This is a genomic window from Reyranella sp. GW821-FHT12G01, from assembly GCF_058806575.1.
On the sequence record NZ_JBXAPV010000002.1, the window covers coordinates 737,375 to 752,085 of the forward strand.

At 65.1% G+C, this 14,711-nt stretch carries 27 protein-coding genes; all 27 read right to left on the bottom strand.

Annotated elements, in window-relative coordinates; all coding sequences use genetic code 11:
- Positions 1-9 precede the first annotated feature (9 nt).
- Positions 10-1,080 (bottom strand): DNA-directed RNA polymerase subunit alpha, encoded by a 1,071-nt coding sequence (locus AC1RP5_RS22935; protein WP_493114578.1) that lies wholly within the window; start codon positions 1,078-1,080, stop codon positions 10-12.
- 44 nt (positions 1,081-1,124) lie between these two features.
- Complete coding sequence (rpsK, locus tag AC1RP5_RS22940) at positions 1,125-1,532, bottom strand: 30S ribosomal protein S11 (protein ID WP_428664929.1); 408 nt, start codon at positions 1,530-1,532, stop codon at positions 1,125-1,127.
- Between the two features lie 12 nt (positions 1,533-1,544).
- Positions 1,545-1,922, bottom strand: a complete 378-nt coding sequence (gene rpsM, locus AC1RP5_RS22945; protein WP_493114580.1) for a 30S ribosomal protein S13 — start codon at positions 1,920-1,922, stop codon at positions 1,545-1,547.
- A gap of 121 nt (positions 1,923-2,043) precedes the next feature.
- A complete protein-coding gene (locus tag AC1RP5_RS22950) occupies positions 2,044-2,694 on the bottom strand; it encodes an adenylate kinase (RefSeq protein ID WP_493114581.1) in 651 nt (216 codons plus the stop codon).
- Complete coding sequence (gene secY, locus AC1RP5_RS22955) at positions 2,691-4,037, bottom strand: preprotein translocase subunit SecY (protein ID WP_493114582.1); 1,347 nt, start codon at positions 4,035-4,037, stop codon at positions 2,691-2,693. Before secY ends, AC1RP5_RS22950 begins: the two co-directional genes overlap by 4 nt.
- A gap of 59 nt (positions 4,038-4,096) precedes the next feature.
- On the bottom strand, positions 4,097-4,576 hold the full coding sequence (rplO, locus tag AC1RP5_RS22960) for a 50S ribosomal protein L15 (protein WP_493114583.1): 480 nt from the start codon (positions 4,574-4,576) through the stop codon (positions 4,097-4,099).
- A gap of 33 nt (positions 4,577-4,609) precedes the next feature.
- Positions 4,610-4,798: a 50S ribosomal protein L30 gene (gene rpmD / locus AC1RP5_RS22965; RefSeq protein ID WP_068188024.1), complete on the bottom strand. Its 189-nt coding sequence runs from the start codon at positions 4,796-4,798 to the stop codon at positions 4,610-4,612.
- A gap of 12 nt (positions 4,799-4,810) precedes the next feature.
- Positions 4,811-5,401 (bottom strand): 30S ribosomal protein S5, encoded by a 591-nt coding sequence (rpsE, locus tag AC1RP5_RS22970; RefSeq protein ID WP_493114585.1) that lies wholly within the window; start codon positions 5,399-5,401, stop codon positions 4,811-4,813.
- A 14-nt stretch (positions 5,402-5,415) separates the two neighbouring features.
- Entirely contained in the window at positions 5,416-5,778 is a 363-nt protein-coding gene (gene rplR / locus AC1RP5_RS22975; protein ID WP_493114587.1) for a 50S ribosomal protein L18, read from the bottom strand.
- A gap of 13 nt (positions 5,779-5,791) precedes the next feature.
- Positions 5,792-6,325 carry a 50S ribosomal protein L6 gene (rplF, locus tag AC1RP5_RS22980; RefSeq protein ID WP_493114589.1) on the bottom strand — a complete coding sequence of 178 codons (534 nt, stop codon included), beginning with the start codon at positions 6,323-6,325 and terminating at the stop codon, positions 5,792-5,794.
- A gap of 2 nt (positions 6,326-6,327) precedes the next feature.
- Positions 6,328-6,726 (bottom strand): 30S ribosomal protein S8, encoded by a 399-nt coding sequence (gene rpsH / locus AC1RP5_RS22985; protein ID WP_493114590.1) that lies wholly within the window; start codon positions 6,724-6,726, stop codon positions 6,328-6,330.
- A 16-nt stretch (positions 6,727-6,742) separates the two neighbouring features.
- Positions 6,743-7,048, bottom strand: coding sequence for a 30S ribosomal protein S14 (gene rpsN / locus AC1RP5_RS22990; RefSeq protein WP_493114592.1), 306 nt, complete (start codon positions 7,046-7,048; stop codon positions 6,743-6,745).
- A 14-nt stretch (positions 7,049-7,062) separates the two neighbouring features.
- Complete coding sequence (gene rplE / locus AC1RP5_RS22995; protein ID WP_493114594.1) at positions 7,063-7,605, bottom strand: 50S ribosomal protein L5; 543 nt, start codon at positions 7,603-7,605, stop codon at positions 7,063-7,065.
- 11 nt (positions 7,606-7,616) lie between these two features.
- Entirely contained in the window at positions 7,617-7,940 is a 324-nt protein-coding gene (rplX, locus tag AC1RP5_RS23000) for a 50S ribosomal protein L24 (RefSeq protein ID WP_493114595.1), read from the bottom strand.
- Between the two features lie 2 nt (positions 7,941-7,942).
- Entirely contained in the window at positions 7,943-8,311 is a 369-nt protein-coding gene (gene rplN / locus AC1RP5_RS23005) for a 50S ribosomal protein L14 (protein WP_068188012.1), read from the bottom strand.
- 18 nt (positions 8,312-8,329) lie between these two features.
- A complete protein-coding gene (gene rpsQ / locus AC1RP5_RS23010; protein ID WP_298313447.1) occupies positions 8,330-8,578 on the bottom strand; it encodes a 30S ribosomal protein S17 in 249 nt (82 codons plus the stop codon).
- 10 nt (positions 8,579-8,588) lie between these two features.
- Positions 8,589-8,780, bottom strand: coding sequence for a 50S ribosomal protein L29 (rpmC, locus tag AC1RP5_RS23015; protein ID WP_493114597.1), 192 nt, complete (start codon positions 8,778-8,780; stop codon positions 8,589-8,591).
- Between the two features lie 10 nt (positions 8,781-8,790).
- Positions 8,791-9,210: a 50S ribosomal protein L16 gene (gene rplP, locus AC1RP5_RS23020; protein ID WP_216961714.1), complete on the bottom strand. Its 420-nt coding sequence runs from the start codon at positions 9,208-9,210 to the stop codon at positions 8,791-8,793.
- 6 nt (positions 9,211-9,216) lie between these two features.
- Positions 9,217-9,936 carry a 30S ribosomal protein S3 gene (rpsC, locus tag AC1RP5_RS23025; RefSeq protein ID WP_493114599.1) on the bottom strand — a complete coding sequence of 240 codons (720 nt, stop codon included), beginning with the start codon at positions 9,934-9,936 and terminating at the stop codon, positions 9,217-9,219.
- On the bottom strand, positions 9,936-10,322 hold the full coding sequence (gene rplV / locus AC1RP5_RS23030; protein WP_493114601.1) for a 50S ribosomal protein L22: 387 nt from the start codon (positions 10,320-10,322) through the stop codon (positions 9,936-9,938). The genes rpsC and rplV overlap by 1 nt, the downstream gene beginning before the upstream one ends.
- A 6-nt stretch (positions 10,323-10,328) precedes the next feature.
- Positions 10,329-10,607, bottom strand: coding sequence for a 30S ribosomal protein S19 (gene rpsS, locus AC1RP5_RS23035; RefSeq protein WP_493114602.1), 279 nt, complete (start codon positions 10,605-10,607; stop codon positions 10,329-10,331).
- Positions 10,608-10,618: 11 nt separating this feature from the next.
- A complete protein-coding gene (rplB, locus tag AC1RP5_RS23040) occupies positions 10,619-11,449 on the bottom strand; it encodes a 50S ribosomal protein L2 (RefSeq protein WP_493114604.1) in 831 nt (276 codons plus the stop codon).
- 16 nt (positions 11,450-11,465) lie between these two features.
- Positions 11,466-11,789 (bottom strand): 50S ribosomal protein L23, encoded by a 324-nt coding sequence (locus AC1RP5_RS23045; RefSeq protein WP_493114605.1) that lies wholly within the window; start codon positions 11,787-11,789, stop codon positions 11,466-11,468.
- Positions 11,786-12,406, bottom strand: a complete 621-nt coding sequence (gene rplD, locus AC1RP5_RS23050; RefSeq protein WP_493114607.1) for a 50S ribosomal protein L4 — start codon at positions 12,404-12,406, stop codon at positions 11,786-11,788. The genes AC1RP5_RS23045 and rplD overlap by 4 nt, the downstream gene beginning before the upstream one ends.
- Before the next feature lie 10 nt (positions 12,407-12,416).
- Entirely contained in the window at positions 12,417-13,136 is a 720-nt protein-coding gene (gene rplC / locus AC1RP5_RS23055; RefSeq protein WP_068198224.1) for a 50S ribosomal protein L3, read from the bottom strand.
- 28 nt (positions 13,137-13,164) lie between these two features.
- Positions 13,165-13,479 (bottom strand): 30S ribosomal protein S10, encoded by a 315-nt coding sequence (gene rpsJ, locus AC1RP5_RS23060; protein WP_068198221.1) that lies wholly within the window; start codon positions 13,477-13,479, stop codon positions 13,165-13,167.
- Positions 13,480-13,513: 34 nt separating this feature from the next.
- Entirely contained in the window at positions 13,514-14,704 is a 1,191-nt protein-coding gene (tuf, locus tag AC1RP5_RS23065) for an elongation factor Tu (RefSeq protein ID WP_493114609.1), read from the bottom strand.
- Positions 14,705-14,711 lie beyond the last annotated feature (7 nt).

The window sequence follows — 14,711 nt, forward strand, 5'->3', positions numbered from 1 at the left end:
TCTGCCGGCCTAGTACGGCTCTTCCAGCCGCTTGGCCATTTCCTCGATGTTGTCCGGCGGCCAGCCCGGGATTTCCATACCCAGGTGGAGGCCCATGCCGGCCAGCACTTCCTTGATCTCGTTCAGCGACTTGCGGCCGAAGTTCGGCGTACGCAGCATCTCCGCCTCGGTCTTCTGAACCAGATCGCCGATGTAGATGATGTTGTCGTTCTTCAGGCAGTTGGCCGAACGCACCGAAAGCTCGAGCTCGTCGACCTTGCGCAGCAGGTTGCGGTTGAACGGGAAGTCGTCCTGCTGCTCTTCCTTGCGGACTTCGCGCGGCTCTTCGAAGTTGATGAAGAGCTGCAGCTGGTCCTGCAGGATGCGGGCGGCGAGCGCCACGGCATCGGCCGGCATCGTCGTGCCGTTGGTCTCGACCGTCATCGACAGGCGATCGTAGTCGGTGACCTGGCCGACGCGGCTGTTCTCGATCTTGTACGAGACGCGCTTGACCGGGCTGAACACCGAGTCGACCGGGATCAGGCCGATCGGCGCATCTTCCGGACGGTTCGCCGAGGCCGGGATGTAGCCCTTGCCGGTGGCGACCATCAGTTCCATCGAGATCGAGGCGCCGTCGTCGAGCGTGCAGATCAGGTGCTTCGGGTCCATGATCTGGACGTCGCCCGGGAGCTCGATCATGCCGGCGGTGACTTCGCCAGGGCCGACGGCGCGCAGGTACAGACGCTGCGGGCGGTCGCCCTGCATCTTCACGGCCATCGCCTTGATGTTCAGCACGATGTCGACCACGTCCTCGCGGACGCCGGGAATCGACGAGAATTCATGCAGCACGTTGTCGATCTTGATCGACGTGACGGCGGCACCCTGCAGCGACGACAACAGGACGCGACGCAGCGCATTGCCGAGAGTGAGACCGAAACCGCGCTCGAGCGGCTCGGCGACGATGGTCGCAACGCGACCGGGATCGACGCCGGCTTCGGTGACAAGCTTCTCCGGCTTGATCAGGTCCTGCCAGTTCTTCTGAAGCACTTGGGCTACCCCTCTAGACCGGTTCAGGCGAGCCCCTCGGGACTCGCCACACATTCTCTAAGAGCGGGCGGCGCGGTGAGCGCCGCCTCTGCTCGAAATCAGACGCGACGACGCTTCGGCGGACGGCAGCCGTTGTGCGGGATCGGCGTCACGTCGCGGATCGACGTCACGGCGAGGCCGACGGCCTGCAGCGCGCGCAGCGCCGACTCGCGGCCCGAACCCGGACCGCGCACGAGGATCTCGATCGTGCGCATGCCGTGTTCCATCGCCTTGCGACCGGCGCCTTCGGCGGCCATCTGCGCGGCGAACGGGGTCGACTTGCGCGAACCCTTGAAACCCTGCTGGCCCGACGACGACCAGGCAATCGCATTGCCCTGCGCGTCGGTGATCGTGACGATCGTGTTGTTGAACGAGGCGTTCACGTGAGCGACGCCCGCGATGATGTTCTTGCGTTCCTTGCGACGGGGACGCGCGGCGCCGGTGGCGGCTGCAGCAGCTTTTGCCATGACCAGATCCCCTTACTTCGTCACTTTTTTCTTGCCGGCGATCGGCTTGGCCGGACCCTTGCGGGTGCGCGCATTGGTATGCGTGCGCTGGCCATGGACCGGCAGGCCGCGGCGATGCCGCAGGCCACGGTAGCAGGCGAGGTCCATCAATCGCTTGATGTTCATCGCCACCTCGCGGCGCAGATCGCCCTCGACGGTGTAGTCGTGGTCGATCGTCTCGCGGATGCGGATGACCTCGTCGTCGCTCAGCGTGTTCACGCGACGCGACTCGTCGATCCCAACTTTTCCACAGATCTCCTTGGCTTTCGCCGCGCCGATCCCGTGGATGTATTGCAGCCCGATCACGACACGCTTGGCGGTCGGAATGTTCACACCGGCTATACGAGCCAAAGTCCCAACTCCTTCAAAGACTTATGGCGCGCTTGCGCGCGCCCGTCACACGTTCCGCTGGCCCCGGAAAAGCGCGCGATTATATGTACCCGCGCCCCCGAGTCAATGGAACTCACCCTTGTCAAGTCCCCGCCAAGACCCCCGTGATCTGGCGGTAAACTTCGTCCATCGCGGCCATCCCGTCGACCTTCCGCAGCACCCCACGGGCGCTGTAGTAGGGCAGCAAGGGCTCGGTCTGAGCCCGGTAGGCGGCCATGCGAGTCTTCATGGTCTCTGCATTATCGTCCTTGCGGCGGGTGAATTCCTTCGACCCGCAGACGTCGCAGACACCGTCGGCCTTCGGCCGCTTGAACTTGTCGTGGTAACCCGTGCCGCACTTGGCGCAGGAAAACCGGCCGACGACGCGCTCGGTAAGCGCCTTTTCGTCGACTTCCATCTCGATCACCCGGTCGAGCTTCTTGGCCGATTCGGCCAGCATCTTGTCCAGCGCCTTGGCCTGGGCCTCGGTACGCGGAAAACCGTCCAGGATGAAGCCCTTGGCGCAGTCCGGCTGGGCGATCCGGTCCTTGATCAGGCCGACCATCAGCTCGTCGGGAACCAGTTCGCCCCGCTCCATGATGCCCTTGGCCTTCTGGCCCAGCTCGCTGCCCGACGCCACGGCCGCGCGCAGCATGTCGCCGGTCGAGAGCTGGATCAGGCCCCGCTCCTGCTGCAGCCGCTGGGCCTGGGTGCCCTTGCCGGCGCCCGGCGGTCCAAGGAGGATGACGTTCATCGATTCTTGCCCCGCAGCCGGGCCTTCTTGATCAGGCCTTCATATTGGTGGGCGAGCAGGTGCGCCTGCACCTGGGTCACCGTGTCGAGCGTCACCGAGACCACGATCAGGAGGCTGGTGCCGCCGAAGTAGAAGGGCACGCCGCCGCGGGCGATCAGCAGTTCGGGCAGGATACAGACCGCCGAGAGGTAGAGCGCACCGATCACCGTGAGGCGATTGAGGATGTACTCCAGGTACTCGGCCGTGTTCTTGCCGGGACGGATGCCGGGAATGAAGCCGCCGTTCTTCTTCAGATTGTCGGCCGTGTCGGTCGGATTGAACACAACGGTCGTGTAGAAGAAGCAGAAGAACACGATGAGGCCGATATAGGCCACCAGGTAGAGCGGCTGGCCGTGGCCCAGATAGGTCGAGATCCACTGTAGCCAACCCGGCTCGCCGGCATTGCCCTGGAACGACGCGATGGTCGCCGGGAACAGCAGCAGCGAGGAAGCAAAGATCGGCGGGATGACGCCGGCGGTGTTGATCTTGAGCGGCAGATGCGAGGCCTCGCCGCCATACATGCGGTTGCCGACCTGGCGCTTGGGATACTGGACCACGATCCGTCGCTGCGCGGTCTCGACGAAGACCACGACCGCCACGACCAACACGATGCCCACGACCAGCGCGATGATGAACAGCGCCGACAGGGCGCCAGTGCGGCCGAGTTCGAGGGTCTGGACCAGGGCGTCCGGCAGGGCCGCGACGATACCGGCGAAGATGATCAACGAGACGCCGTTGCCGACGCCGCGCGCGGTGATCTGCTCGCCCAGCCACATCAGGAACAGGGTGCCGCCGATCAGGGTGACGATGGTGACGAAACGGAAGAACACGCCCGGATCGATCACGACCGGACCGGCTGCCGCCACCTGGCTCTCCAGGCCGACCGCGATGCCGTAGGCTTGGAAGGCCGCCAGGATCACCGTGCCGTAGCGGGTGTACTGGTTGATCTTCTTGCGGCCCGCCTCGCCTTCCTTCTTCAGCGCCTCGAGCGACGGCACGACCGTCGTCAGGATCTGCATGATGATGGAGGCCGAGATGTACGGCATGATGCTGAGCGCCAGCACCGACATGCGGCCGATCGAGCCGCCGGAGAACACGTCGAGCAAGCCTGCGATGCCACCGGCATTCTGCTTGAAGATCTCGGCCAGGGCGGCCGGATCCACACCGGGGACCGGGATATAGGCGCCGATGCGGAAGACGACGAGCGCGGCCACAGTGAACCACAGCCGCTTCTTCAGCTCGGTCGCCCTACCGATCGAACCCCAGTTCAGGTTGGATGCAAGTTGCTCGGCGGCGGATGCCATGTAACCTCACGCGTGAACGACACAAGGGGGAAACGACGCCCCCGTTGACGCCGTTCGGATCAGGCCGCTTCGGCCACGGGCTGGGGCGGCAGTTCGACCTTGCCGCCGGCCTTCTCGACCGCGGCGATCGCCGACGCCGAGGCGCCCGCAACCTTCACTTCGATCTTGGTCTTGATCTCGCCCTTGCCAAGGAGGCGGACACCGTCCGCGGCATTCTTGAACAGGCCCGCGGCCAGCATCGCCTCGGCGTCGATCACCTTGGCGGCGTCGAGCTTCTTGTCGTCGATCGCCTTCTGCAGCGTGCCCAGGTTGATGACCTGGTAGCTCTTCTGGTGCGGCGGACGGAAGCCACGCTTCGGGATGCGCCGGTAGAGCGGCATCTGGCCGCCCTCGAAACCCTTGATGGCGACGCCAGTACGCGACTTCTGGCCCTTGACGCCGCGACCCGCGGTCTTGCCCTTGCCGGAGCCGATGCCACGGCCGACGCGCATGCGACCCTTGCGGGCGCCCGGATTGTCGGAGATCTGGTTCAGTCTCATGGTCCTATACCTCCGCGCCGCAGCCCTGGGGCCTTAGCGCGCTTCCTCTTCGACGCGCACGAGATGGCGCACCTTGTTGATCATGCCGCGCACTTCGGGCGTATCCACGAGCTCGCGGGTGCGGTGGCGCTTGTTCAGTCCCAGGCCGATCAGCGTCGCGCGCTGATCGTCCGTACGGCCGATATGGCTGCCGGTCTGAGTGATCTTGACGGTCTTGGCCATGGTCAGGGTTCCTTAAGCCGCCGCTTCCGCGGTGGTCTCGTCACGACGGCCGAGCAGGTCACCGACCTTCTTGCCGCGGCGGGTGGCGACCATGCGCGGCGAGTTGAGCTGCTCGAGCGCCTTGAACGTCGCCTTGATCATGTTGTGCGGGTTGGACGTGCCGACCGACTTCGCAACGATGTCCTTGATGCCCAGCGTCTCGAAGACGGCGCGCATCGGGCCGCCGGCGATGATGCCGGTACCGGCCGGAGCCGCGCGCAGCGTCACCTTGCCGGCGCCGAAGCGACCCTTGACGTCGTGATGCAGCGTGCGACCGTCGCGCAGCGGCACACGGACCAGACCGCGCTTGGCGGCTTCCGTGGCCTTGCGGATCGCCTCGGGAACCTCACGGGCCTTGCCGGCGCCGTGGCCGACACGACCGCGCTGGTCGCCGACGACGACGATGGCGGCAAAGGCGAAGCGACGACCGCCCTTCACGACCTTCGCGACGCGATTGATCGTGACCAGCTTGTCGGTCAGTTCATTTTCCTCGTCGCGGTCGCGGCTATGGCCCCGATCGCGATCGCGCGGGGAACGGCCGGAACCACCGGGTGAACGAGCCATATTCTAACTCCCGATCAGAACGACAGACCGCCCTCACGGGCGGCATTGGCCAGCGCAGCGACGCGGCCGTGATACGTGTAGCCACCGCGGTCGAAGATGACTTCCTTGACGCCGGCCGCGACAGCGCGGGCGGCCAGGAGCTTGCCAACTTCGGCGGCGGCGCCCTTGTCGGCGCCGGTCTTGAGCGAACCCCGGACGTCCTTGTCGAGCGACGAGGCGGCGGCGAGGGTCACGCCCTTACGGTCGTCGATGACCTGGGCATAGATGTGCTTGCCCGAGCGGAAAACGCTGAGGCGAGGACGGCCACCACCAGCCTGGCGCAGCGCGTAGCGCGTGCGCCGCTGGCGGCGGGCGAAAAGAGCATTGCGGTCGGACATGATTCTCTCGCCTCTACTTCTTCTTGCCTTCCTTGCGCCGGATCGTCTCCGTCGAGTACTTGATGCCCTTGCCCTTGTACGGCTCGGGCGGGCGCAGGCTGCGAATCTCGGACGCAATCTGGCCAACGCGCTGACGATCGGCTCCGGAAATCTCGATCTCGGTCGGCTTGAGCGCCTTGATCTGGATGCCGGCGGGAATGGGGATCTCGACATCGTGGCTGAAGCCAAGCTGCATCTTCAGCATCTTGGCATCGGCCGCGGCGCGATAACCGACGCCGTTGATCTCGAGGTTGATCGTGAACCCGTCGGAAACGCCGCGGACGACGTTGCTCGCCAGGTTGCGCGCCGTGCCCCACTGCATGCGGGCGCGGCGGCTTTCAGTACGCGGCTTGAAGACCAGCGACTCGCCTTCCTTGGCGACGGAGACGTCGTCATGGACGGTGAGCTGCAGTTCGCCCCGCTTGCCCTTGGCCTTGAGGTGCTGGCCCTTGAGCTCGATGGTGACACCGGCCGGGATGACGACCGGATTTTTGCCGACGCGCGACATGGTCAGAATACCTTGCAGATGACTTCGCCGCCGACATTGGCGGCACGCGCCTCGGCGTCGGACATGACGCCGCGCGGCGTGGACAGGATCGAGATGCCCAGGCCATTGAAGTGGCGCGGCAGCTCGCGGATCTTGGAGTAGACGCGACGGCCCGGGGTGGAGACGCGCTTGATCTCCTTGATGACCGGACGGCCGTTGTCATACTTGAGCTCGATACGGAGTTCCTTCACGCCGGCACGAAGCTCTTCCTCGTACCAGCCGCGGATGTAACCCTCGCGCTGGAGCACATCGAGAACACTCGAACGCAGCCGCGAAGCCGGGGCCGTCACGCTTTCGAGGCGCGCCGACTGGCCGTTACGGATGCGGGTCAGCAAATCGCCGACGGGATCTGTCATCGCCATGGTCTACGGTCCCCCGTTACCAGCTCGACTTCACGACGCCGGGCAGAGCGCCCAGCGACGCGAGCTGGCGCAGCGCAATGCGCGACAGCTTGAACTTGCGGTACACCGCGCGCGGACGGCCCGTGAGCTCGCACCGGTTGCGGATGCGCGTCGGCGAGGAGTTGCGCGGCAGCTCGGCCAGCTTCAGCCGGGCCTCGAAGCGCTCTCCTGGCGTCAACTTGTCGTCGACAGCCATCGCCTTCAGCTTGGCGCGCTTGCCGGCGAATTGCTTCGCCATCTTTGCGCGCCGGTTGTTCTTCTCAATGGAACTCGTCTTGGCCATGCGGGTCTCCGGCCTCAGTTCACGAACGGGAAGTCGAAAGCGCGGAGAAGCGACCTGGCTTCCGCGTCCGTCTTCGCAGTCGTGCAGATGATGATGTCCATACCGCGCACCTGGTCGACCTTGTCGTAGTCGATCTCGGGAAACACGATCTGCTCCTTCAGGCCCATGGCGTAGTTGCCATTGCCGTCGAACGACTTGCCATTCAGCCCGCGGAAGTCGCGGACGCGCGGCAGGGCGATGGTGATCAGGCGATCGATGAACTCGTACATGCGGTCGCGGCGCAGCGTGACCTTGGCGCCGATCGCCATGCCTTCGCGCAGCTTGAAGGTCGCGATCGACTTGCGCGACCGGGTGATGACCGGCTTCTGGCCGGTGATCGCCGTAAGGTCGGCCACGGCGCCATCGACGGCCTTGCGGTCGTTGACCGCCTCGCCGACGCCCATGTTGATCACGATCTTGTCGAGCTTCGGCACCTGGAAGGGGTTCTGGTAGGAGAACTCCTTGATCAGCGCTTCACGCACGGTCTTGGTGTAGTGTTCTTGCAGACGCGCGGGCATGGCCCGTTCTCCTAACGGTCGATGGTCTCGCCGGAGGCGCGCGCAACGCGCACCTTGCGGCCGTCTTCCAGGAACCGGAACCCGACTTTCGTCGGCTTGTCCGATTTGGGATCCAGCAGGGCCACGTTGGAGACGTGGATCGTGGCCTCGCGTTCGATGATGCCGCCGGCTTCCGCGCGGCTGGGCTTGGTGTGGCGCTTCATCATGTTCACGCCGGAAACGACCACGCGATTCTCCTTGGGGAGAACCTTCAGGACGTCGCCCACCTTGCCCTTGCTGCCACCGGTGATGACCTTCACCCGGTCGCCCTTCTTGATCTTGAGTTTCGTTGCCATGGCTAGAGCACCTCAGGCGCAAGCGAGATGATCTTCATGAACTTCTTGGCGCGCAGCTCGCGCGTCACCGGTCCGAAGATACGAGTGCCGATCGGCTCGTCCTGCTTGCTGATGAGCACGGCGGCGTTGCGGTCGAAACGGATGGCGCTGCCGTCGGGGCGGCGCAGGGCGAACGAGGTGCGGACGACGACGGCGCGATGCACCTCGCCCTTCTTCACCTTGCCGCGCGGAATGGCTTCCTTGATCGACACCACGATCACGTCGCCCACGCTCGCATACTTGCGGCGCGAGCCGCCCAGCACCTTGATGCACTGGACTCGACGGGCACCCGAATTGTCGGCGACCTCGAGGTTGGTTCGCATCTGAATCATGACTGTGCTCCGACCCGCTTAAGCCTTCGCGCCTTCGACAAGAACTTCCCAGCTCTTGGTCTTGGACAGCGGACGGCACTCGCGGATACGCACGATTTCGCCGATCTTGCCCTTGTAGGCATTGGCCTCGTCGTGCGCGTGATACTTCTTCGATTTACGAATGAACTTCTTGTAGATCGGATGCTGAATGCGGCGCTCGACCTTCACGACGATGGTCTTGTCCATCTTGTCGCTGACGACGACGCCTTCCAGGATACGCTTCGGCATTTCGTGCTCCTTAACCGGCGGCCTTTTCGCCCTGCACCGTCTTGATGCGGGCGATGTCGCGACGAATCTGGCGCGCACGGGAAGTCTTCTGCAGTTGGCCCCCAGCCTTCTGGAAGCGCAAGTTGAACGCTTCCTTGCGGAGGTTGCCGAGCTCGTTCTTCAGCTCGTCATTGGTCTTGGGGCGGAGATCGGTGGCTTTCATGTCGTTCTCCCTAACCTTCGGCGCCGACGCGGCTGACGAAGCGGGTCTTGATCGGCAGCTTCGCGGCGCCGAGCGCCAGCGCTTCCTTGGCGATCACGCCCGACACGCCCTCGAGTTCGAACAGGATGCGGCCCGGCTTGACGCGCGCCGCCCAGAACTCGGGCGCGCCCTTGCCGGAGCCCATGCGGACTTCGGCCGGCTTCTTCGACACCGGCACGTCCGGGAACACGCGGATCCAGACGCGGCCGGCACGCTTCATGTGACGCGTGATGGCGCGGCGGGCCGCTTCGATCTGGCGCGCGGTCAGGCGATCCGGCTCCATCGCCTTCAGTCCGTAGGAGCCGAAGTCGAGGTTGAAGCCGCCCTTGGCAGCGCCGCTGATACGGCCCTTGAAGGCCTTGCGGTACTTGGTGCGCTTGGGTTGCAGCATGGTGGTTTACGCGTCCCTCTGCTCGGCGCGCTCCGGGCGAGCCGACGTACGTTGCGGCGCGGCTTCCTCGGCGCGCTTGTCGTGCGCCATCGGGTCGTGCGCCATGATCTCGCCCTTGAACACCCAGACCTTCACGCCGCAGGTGCCGAAGGTGGTGAACGCAGTGGCGGTGCCATAGTCGATGTCGGCGCGCAGCGTGTGCAGCGGCACGCGACCTTCGCGATACCATTCCATGCGGGCGATTTCCGAACCGCCGAGGCGGCCCGAGCAGTTGATGCGGATGCCGAGAGCGCCCAGGCGCATCGACGACTGCACGGCGCGCTTCATGGCGCGACGGAAGGCGACGCGGCGCTCCAGCTGCTGGGCGATGTTCTCGGCGATCAGCGTGGCATCGATCTCGGGCTTGCGGATCTCGACGATGTTCAGGGCCACTTCACCCTTGGTCATCTTGGCGAGGTCGGAACGCAGCTTCTCGATGTCGACACCCTTGCGGCCGATCACGACGCCCGGACGGGCGGTATGGATCGTGACGCGGGCGCGCTTGGCCGGACGCTCGATGACGATCTTCGCGACACCCGCCTGGGACAGCCGCTCGCGCAGCACCTTGCGGATGTGGATGTCCTCATGGAGCATCTTCGAGTACTCGGCGCCTTCGGCGTACCAGCGCGAGTCCCAGGTCCGGTTGATACCGAGCCGCAGGCCGATCGGGTTGACCTTCTGACCCATTACTTGTCCTCCGCCTCGGCGCGCTCGCGCACCACGATGGTGAGATGAGCGAACGGCTTGACGATGCCGGCCGCACGGCCGCGGCCGCGCGTCTGGAAACGCTTCATGACCAGTCCCTTGCCGACCGACGCCTCGGAGACGACCAGGCGGTCGACGTCGAGGTTGTGGTTGTTCTCGGCGTTGGCGATGGCCGAATTCAGGGCCTTCTTCACGTCGCGGGCGATCCGCTTCTTGGAGAAGGTGAGTTCGTTCACGGCGGTCGCCGCCTTCTTGCCGCGGATCGTCGCGGCAACCAGGTCGAGCTTACGCGGGCTGATGCGCACCGAGCGCAGGACAGCCTTGGCTTCGTTGTCCGCCTCGCGGCGGGGAGCGGATGGCTTGCTCATCGCGCGTTAATCCTTCGAAACTTTCTTGTCACCGGAGTGACCGGTGAAGGTGCGGGTCGGCGAGAATTCGCCGAGCTTGTGACCGACCATTTCCTCGGTGACGTTCACCGGGATGAACTTCTTGCCGTTGTAGACGCCGAACGTCAGACCGACGAACTGCGGCAGGATCGTCGAACGACGCGACCACGTCTTGATCACTTCGCTGCGGACGGTCCCGCGCGACTTCTCGGCCTTCTTGATCAGGCTGCCTTCAACGAAGGGGCCCTTCCAAACGGAACGTGCCACTGTCCTATCTCCTAGCGCGTCGCATGCCGGCGACGGATGATCAGCTTGTCCGTTGCCTTGTTCTTGCGGGTCTTCTTGCCCTTGGTCGGCTTGCCCCACGGCGTGACCGGATGACGGCCACCCGAGGTGCGGCCTTCGCCGCCGCCATGCGGATGATCGACCGGGTTCATCACGACGCCGCGGACAGTCGGGCGACGGCCGAGCCAGCGCTGACGGCCGGCCTTGCCGATGACGATGTTCTGGTTGTCGGGGTTCGACACCGCGCCGACGGTGGCCAGGCACTCGCCCGGCACCAGGCGCAGTTCGCCCGAGCTCAGCTTGATCTGGGCGTAGCCCGCGTCCTTGCCGACGAGCTGGGCGTAGTTGCCAGCCGAACGGGCCAGCTGGCCGCCGCGGCCCTTCTTCAGCTCGACGTTATGCACGATCGTGCCGACCGGCATGTTGGCGAGCGGCATGGCATTGCCCGGCTTGATGTCGACGCGCTCGCCCGAGACGATCTCGTCGCCCGCCTTCAGGCGCTGCGGGGCCAGGATGTAGGCCTGCTCGCCGTCGGTGTACTTGACCAGGGCGATGAACGCCGTGCGGTTCGGATCGTACTCCAGGCGCTCGACCGTCGCCGTCACGTCGAACTTGCGACGCTTGAAGTCGATGATGCGCAGGCGACGCTTGTGACCGCCACCCATGTGGTAGCTGGTGATGTGACCGTGGTTGTTTCGGCCGCCGGTGTTGTGCTTGCCGCGCGTCAGTTCCTTGACCGGCTTGCCCTTCCAGAGGCCGGTGCGGTCGACGATGACCAGCTGTCGCAGGGACGGCGTGATCGGCTTGTATGTCTTCAAGGCCATTGTTCTGTCTCCCGTCCTACAGGCCCGTGGTCACGTCGATCTTGTGACCCTCGACCAGCGAGACGATCGCCTTCTTCCAGTCGCTCCGCACGCCGGGACGGCCGCGGAAAACCTTGCTCTTACCCTTCACCGTAACGGTGTTGATCGCCTTGACCTTGACCTTGAACAGACCTTCGATGGCCTGCTTGATCTCGGGCTTGGTGGCATCGGCCGCGACCTTGAAGGTCACCTGGCTGTGCTCCGAACCGTTGGTCGTCTTTTCGGTGATCAGCGGCGCACGAATCACTTCGTACATTCGCGAACGCGAGACGGTTGCGGGGATGTACCGCTTGGCGCTCATTGCAGACGCTCCTCGAGGTGCTTCACGGCATCCTTGGTGAGCACCAGCGTGTCGCGGCGCAGGATGTCGTAGACGTTCGCGCCCTGCTGCGGCAGCACATCGACATGGGCGATGTTGGCCGCCGCGCGGGCGAAGTTGGTGTCGATCTCGGCGCCGCCGATCACCAGGACGCTGGTGACGCCGAGCGCGCCGAAGTGGCCCTTGAGCTGCGAGGTCTTCGGCTCGGCCAGAGCCGCCGCCTCGACAACGATCAGCTTGCCCTCGGCCGCCTTGGCCGACAGCGCGGTACGCAGCGCAAGCTTGCGGACCTTCTTGGGCAGGTCGCTGGCATGGCTGCGCACGACCGGACCGAACGCCTTGCCACCGCCACGGAACTGCGGGGCCGCCTCGTTGCCGTGACGGGCGCGGCCGGTACCCTTCTGGGCGTACATCTTCTTGGCCGTCGCCGTCACTTCGGCGCGACCCTTCGACTTGTGCGTGCCCTGCTGGCGGTGCGAGAGCTGCCAGACGACGCAACGCTGCAGGATGTCCTTGCGGACGGGAACGGCGAACACCGCATCGGCGAGATCGATCTCGCCGGCGCTGCCGCCTTCAATGGTCTTGACCGCGATCTTCATGACCTGATCCTTAAGCCTGCGGAGCGGCTTCAGCCGCCGGAGCCGCCTCGCCAGCAGCCTTGCGCAGGCCGGCCGGGTACGGGGCATCCTTGTGACGGGCGCGCTTGGAGGCGTCCTTGACGATGATGTAGCCGTTGGCCGGGCCGGGAACGGCGCCCGACACCAGCAGCAGGCCCTTTTCGTCGTCGACGGCGACGACCTTCAGGTTCTGCGTGGTCACGCGCTCGCTGCCGTAATGGCCGGCCATCTTCTTGCCCGGGAACGTACGACCCGGATCCTGGCGGTTACCGGTCGAACCGTGCGAACGGTGCGAGACCGACACGCCGTGGGACGCTTCGAGGCCGTGGAAGTTCCAACGGACCATCGAGCCGGTGAAGCCGCGGCCGATCGTGGTGCCGACGACGTCGACGAACTGGCCCGGCACGAAGTGGCTGGGCACCAGCTCGGCGCCGACTTCGAGGACGGCGTCCTTCGCGACCCGGAACTCGACGAGCTTCTTCTTCGGCTCGACCTTGGCCTTGGCGAAGTGACCGCGCATCGGCTGCGTCACGTTCTTAACCTTGGCCTTGCCGTAGCCGAGCTGCACGGCGACGTACTTGTCCTTCTCTTCAGAGCGGACAGCAACAACCTGCAGCTGATCCACCTTCAGAACGGTGACGGGCACATGTTCCCCGGCGTCGTTGAAGACGCGGGTCATGCCGACCTTCTGGGTGACGAGACCGCAACGCATGGTCTTCTTCCTTCTTCCTGGTCCGCTCTTAGGCGCCGAGCTTGATTTCGACGTCCACGCCGGAGGCGAGGTCGAGCTTCATCAGCGCGTCCACGGTCTGCGGCGTCGGATCGACGATATCGAGCACACGCTTGTGCGTGCGGATTTCGAACTGCTCACGCGACTTCTTGTCGATGTGCGGCGAGCGGTTGACCGTGAACTTCTCGATTCCGGTCGGCAGCGGGATGGGCCCGCGCACCTGCGCGCCCGTCCGCTTGGCCGTGCTCACGATCTCGCTGGTCGACGAATCGAGCACGCGATGATCGAAGGCCTTCAGCCGGATCCGGATGTTTGTGTTGTCCATGGCCATGATATTCGCCTTGTCGCGTCGGTTACGTTTACTTTACGACTTTGGTGACGACGCCGGCGCCGACGGTGCGGCCGCCTTCGCGGATCGCGAAACGCAGGCCCTCGTCCATCGCGATCGGCTGGATCAGCTCGACCACCAGGCGGGCATTGTCGCCCGGCATCACCATCTCCGTGCCTTCCGGCAAGGTCACCACGCCCGTCACGTCGGTCGTGCGGAAGTAGAACTGCGGACGGTAGTTCGTGAAGAACGGCGTGTGACGGCCGCCCTCTTCCTTCGTCAGGATGTAGGCTTCCGCCTCGAAGTTGGTGTGCGGCGTGATCGCGCCCGGCTTCGACAGAACCTGGCCGCGCTCGACGTCCTCACGGCCAACGCCGCGCAGCAGTGCGCCGATGTTGTCGCCCGCCTCGCCCGAGTCCAGCAGCTTGCGGAACATCTCGACGCCGGTCACCGTCGTCTTGGTCGTGGCCTTCAGGCCCACGATCTCGACTTCCTCGCCGACCTTGACGATGCCGCGCTCCACGCGACCCGTCACCACCGTGCCGCGGCCCGAGATCGAGAACACGTCCTCGATCGGCATCAGGAACGGCTTGTCCTTGTCGCGCGCCGGCTGCGGAATGTACTTGTCGACCTCTTCCATCAGCTTCAGAACGGCCTGCTCGCCCAGCTCCGGGTTCTTGTCTTCCAGCGCCATCAGCGCCGAACCGCGGATCACCGGCAGGTCGTCGCCCGGGAACTGGTAGCTCTTCAGCAGCTCGCGCACTTCCAGCTCAACGAGGTCCAGGAGCTCCGGATCGTCGACCATGTCGCACTTGTTCATGAACACGACCAGCGCCGGGACGCCGACCTGGCGGGCCAGCAGGATGTGCTCGCGGGTCTGCGGCATCGGGCCATCGGCGGCAGACACGACCAGGATCGCGCCGTCCATCTGCGCCGCGCCCGTGATCATGTTCTTCACGTAGTCGGCGTGTCCGGGGCAATCCACGTGCGCGTAGTGGCGGTTCTGCGTCTCATACTCGACGTGCGCCGTCGAGATCGTGATGCCGCGCTCGCGCTCTTCCGGGGCCTTGTCGATCTGGTCGTACGCCGTGAACGTCGCACCACCGGTCTTCGCCAGGATCTTCGTGATCGCCGCCGTCAAAGACGTCTTGCCGTGATCGACGTGACCGATCGTGCCGATGTTGCAGTGCGGCTTGTTCCGCTCGAATTTAGCTTTACCCATGTTCGTC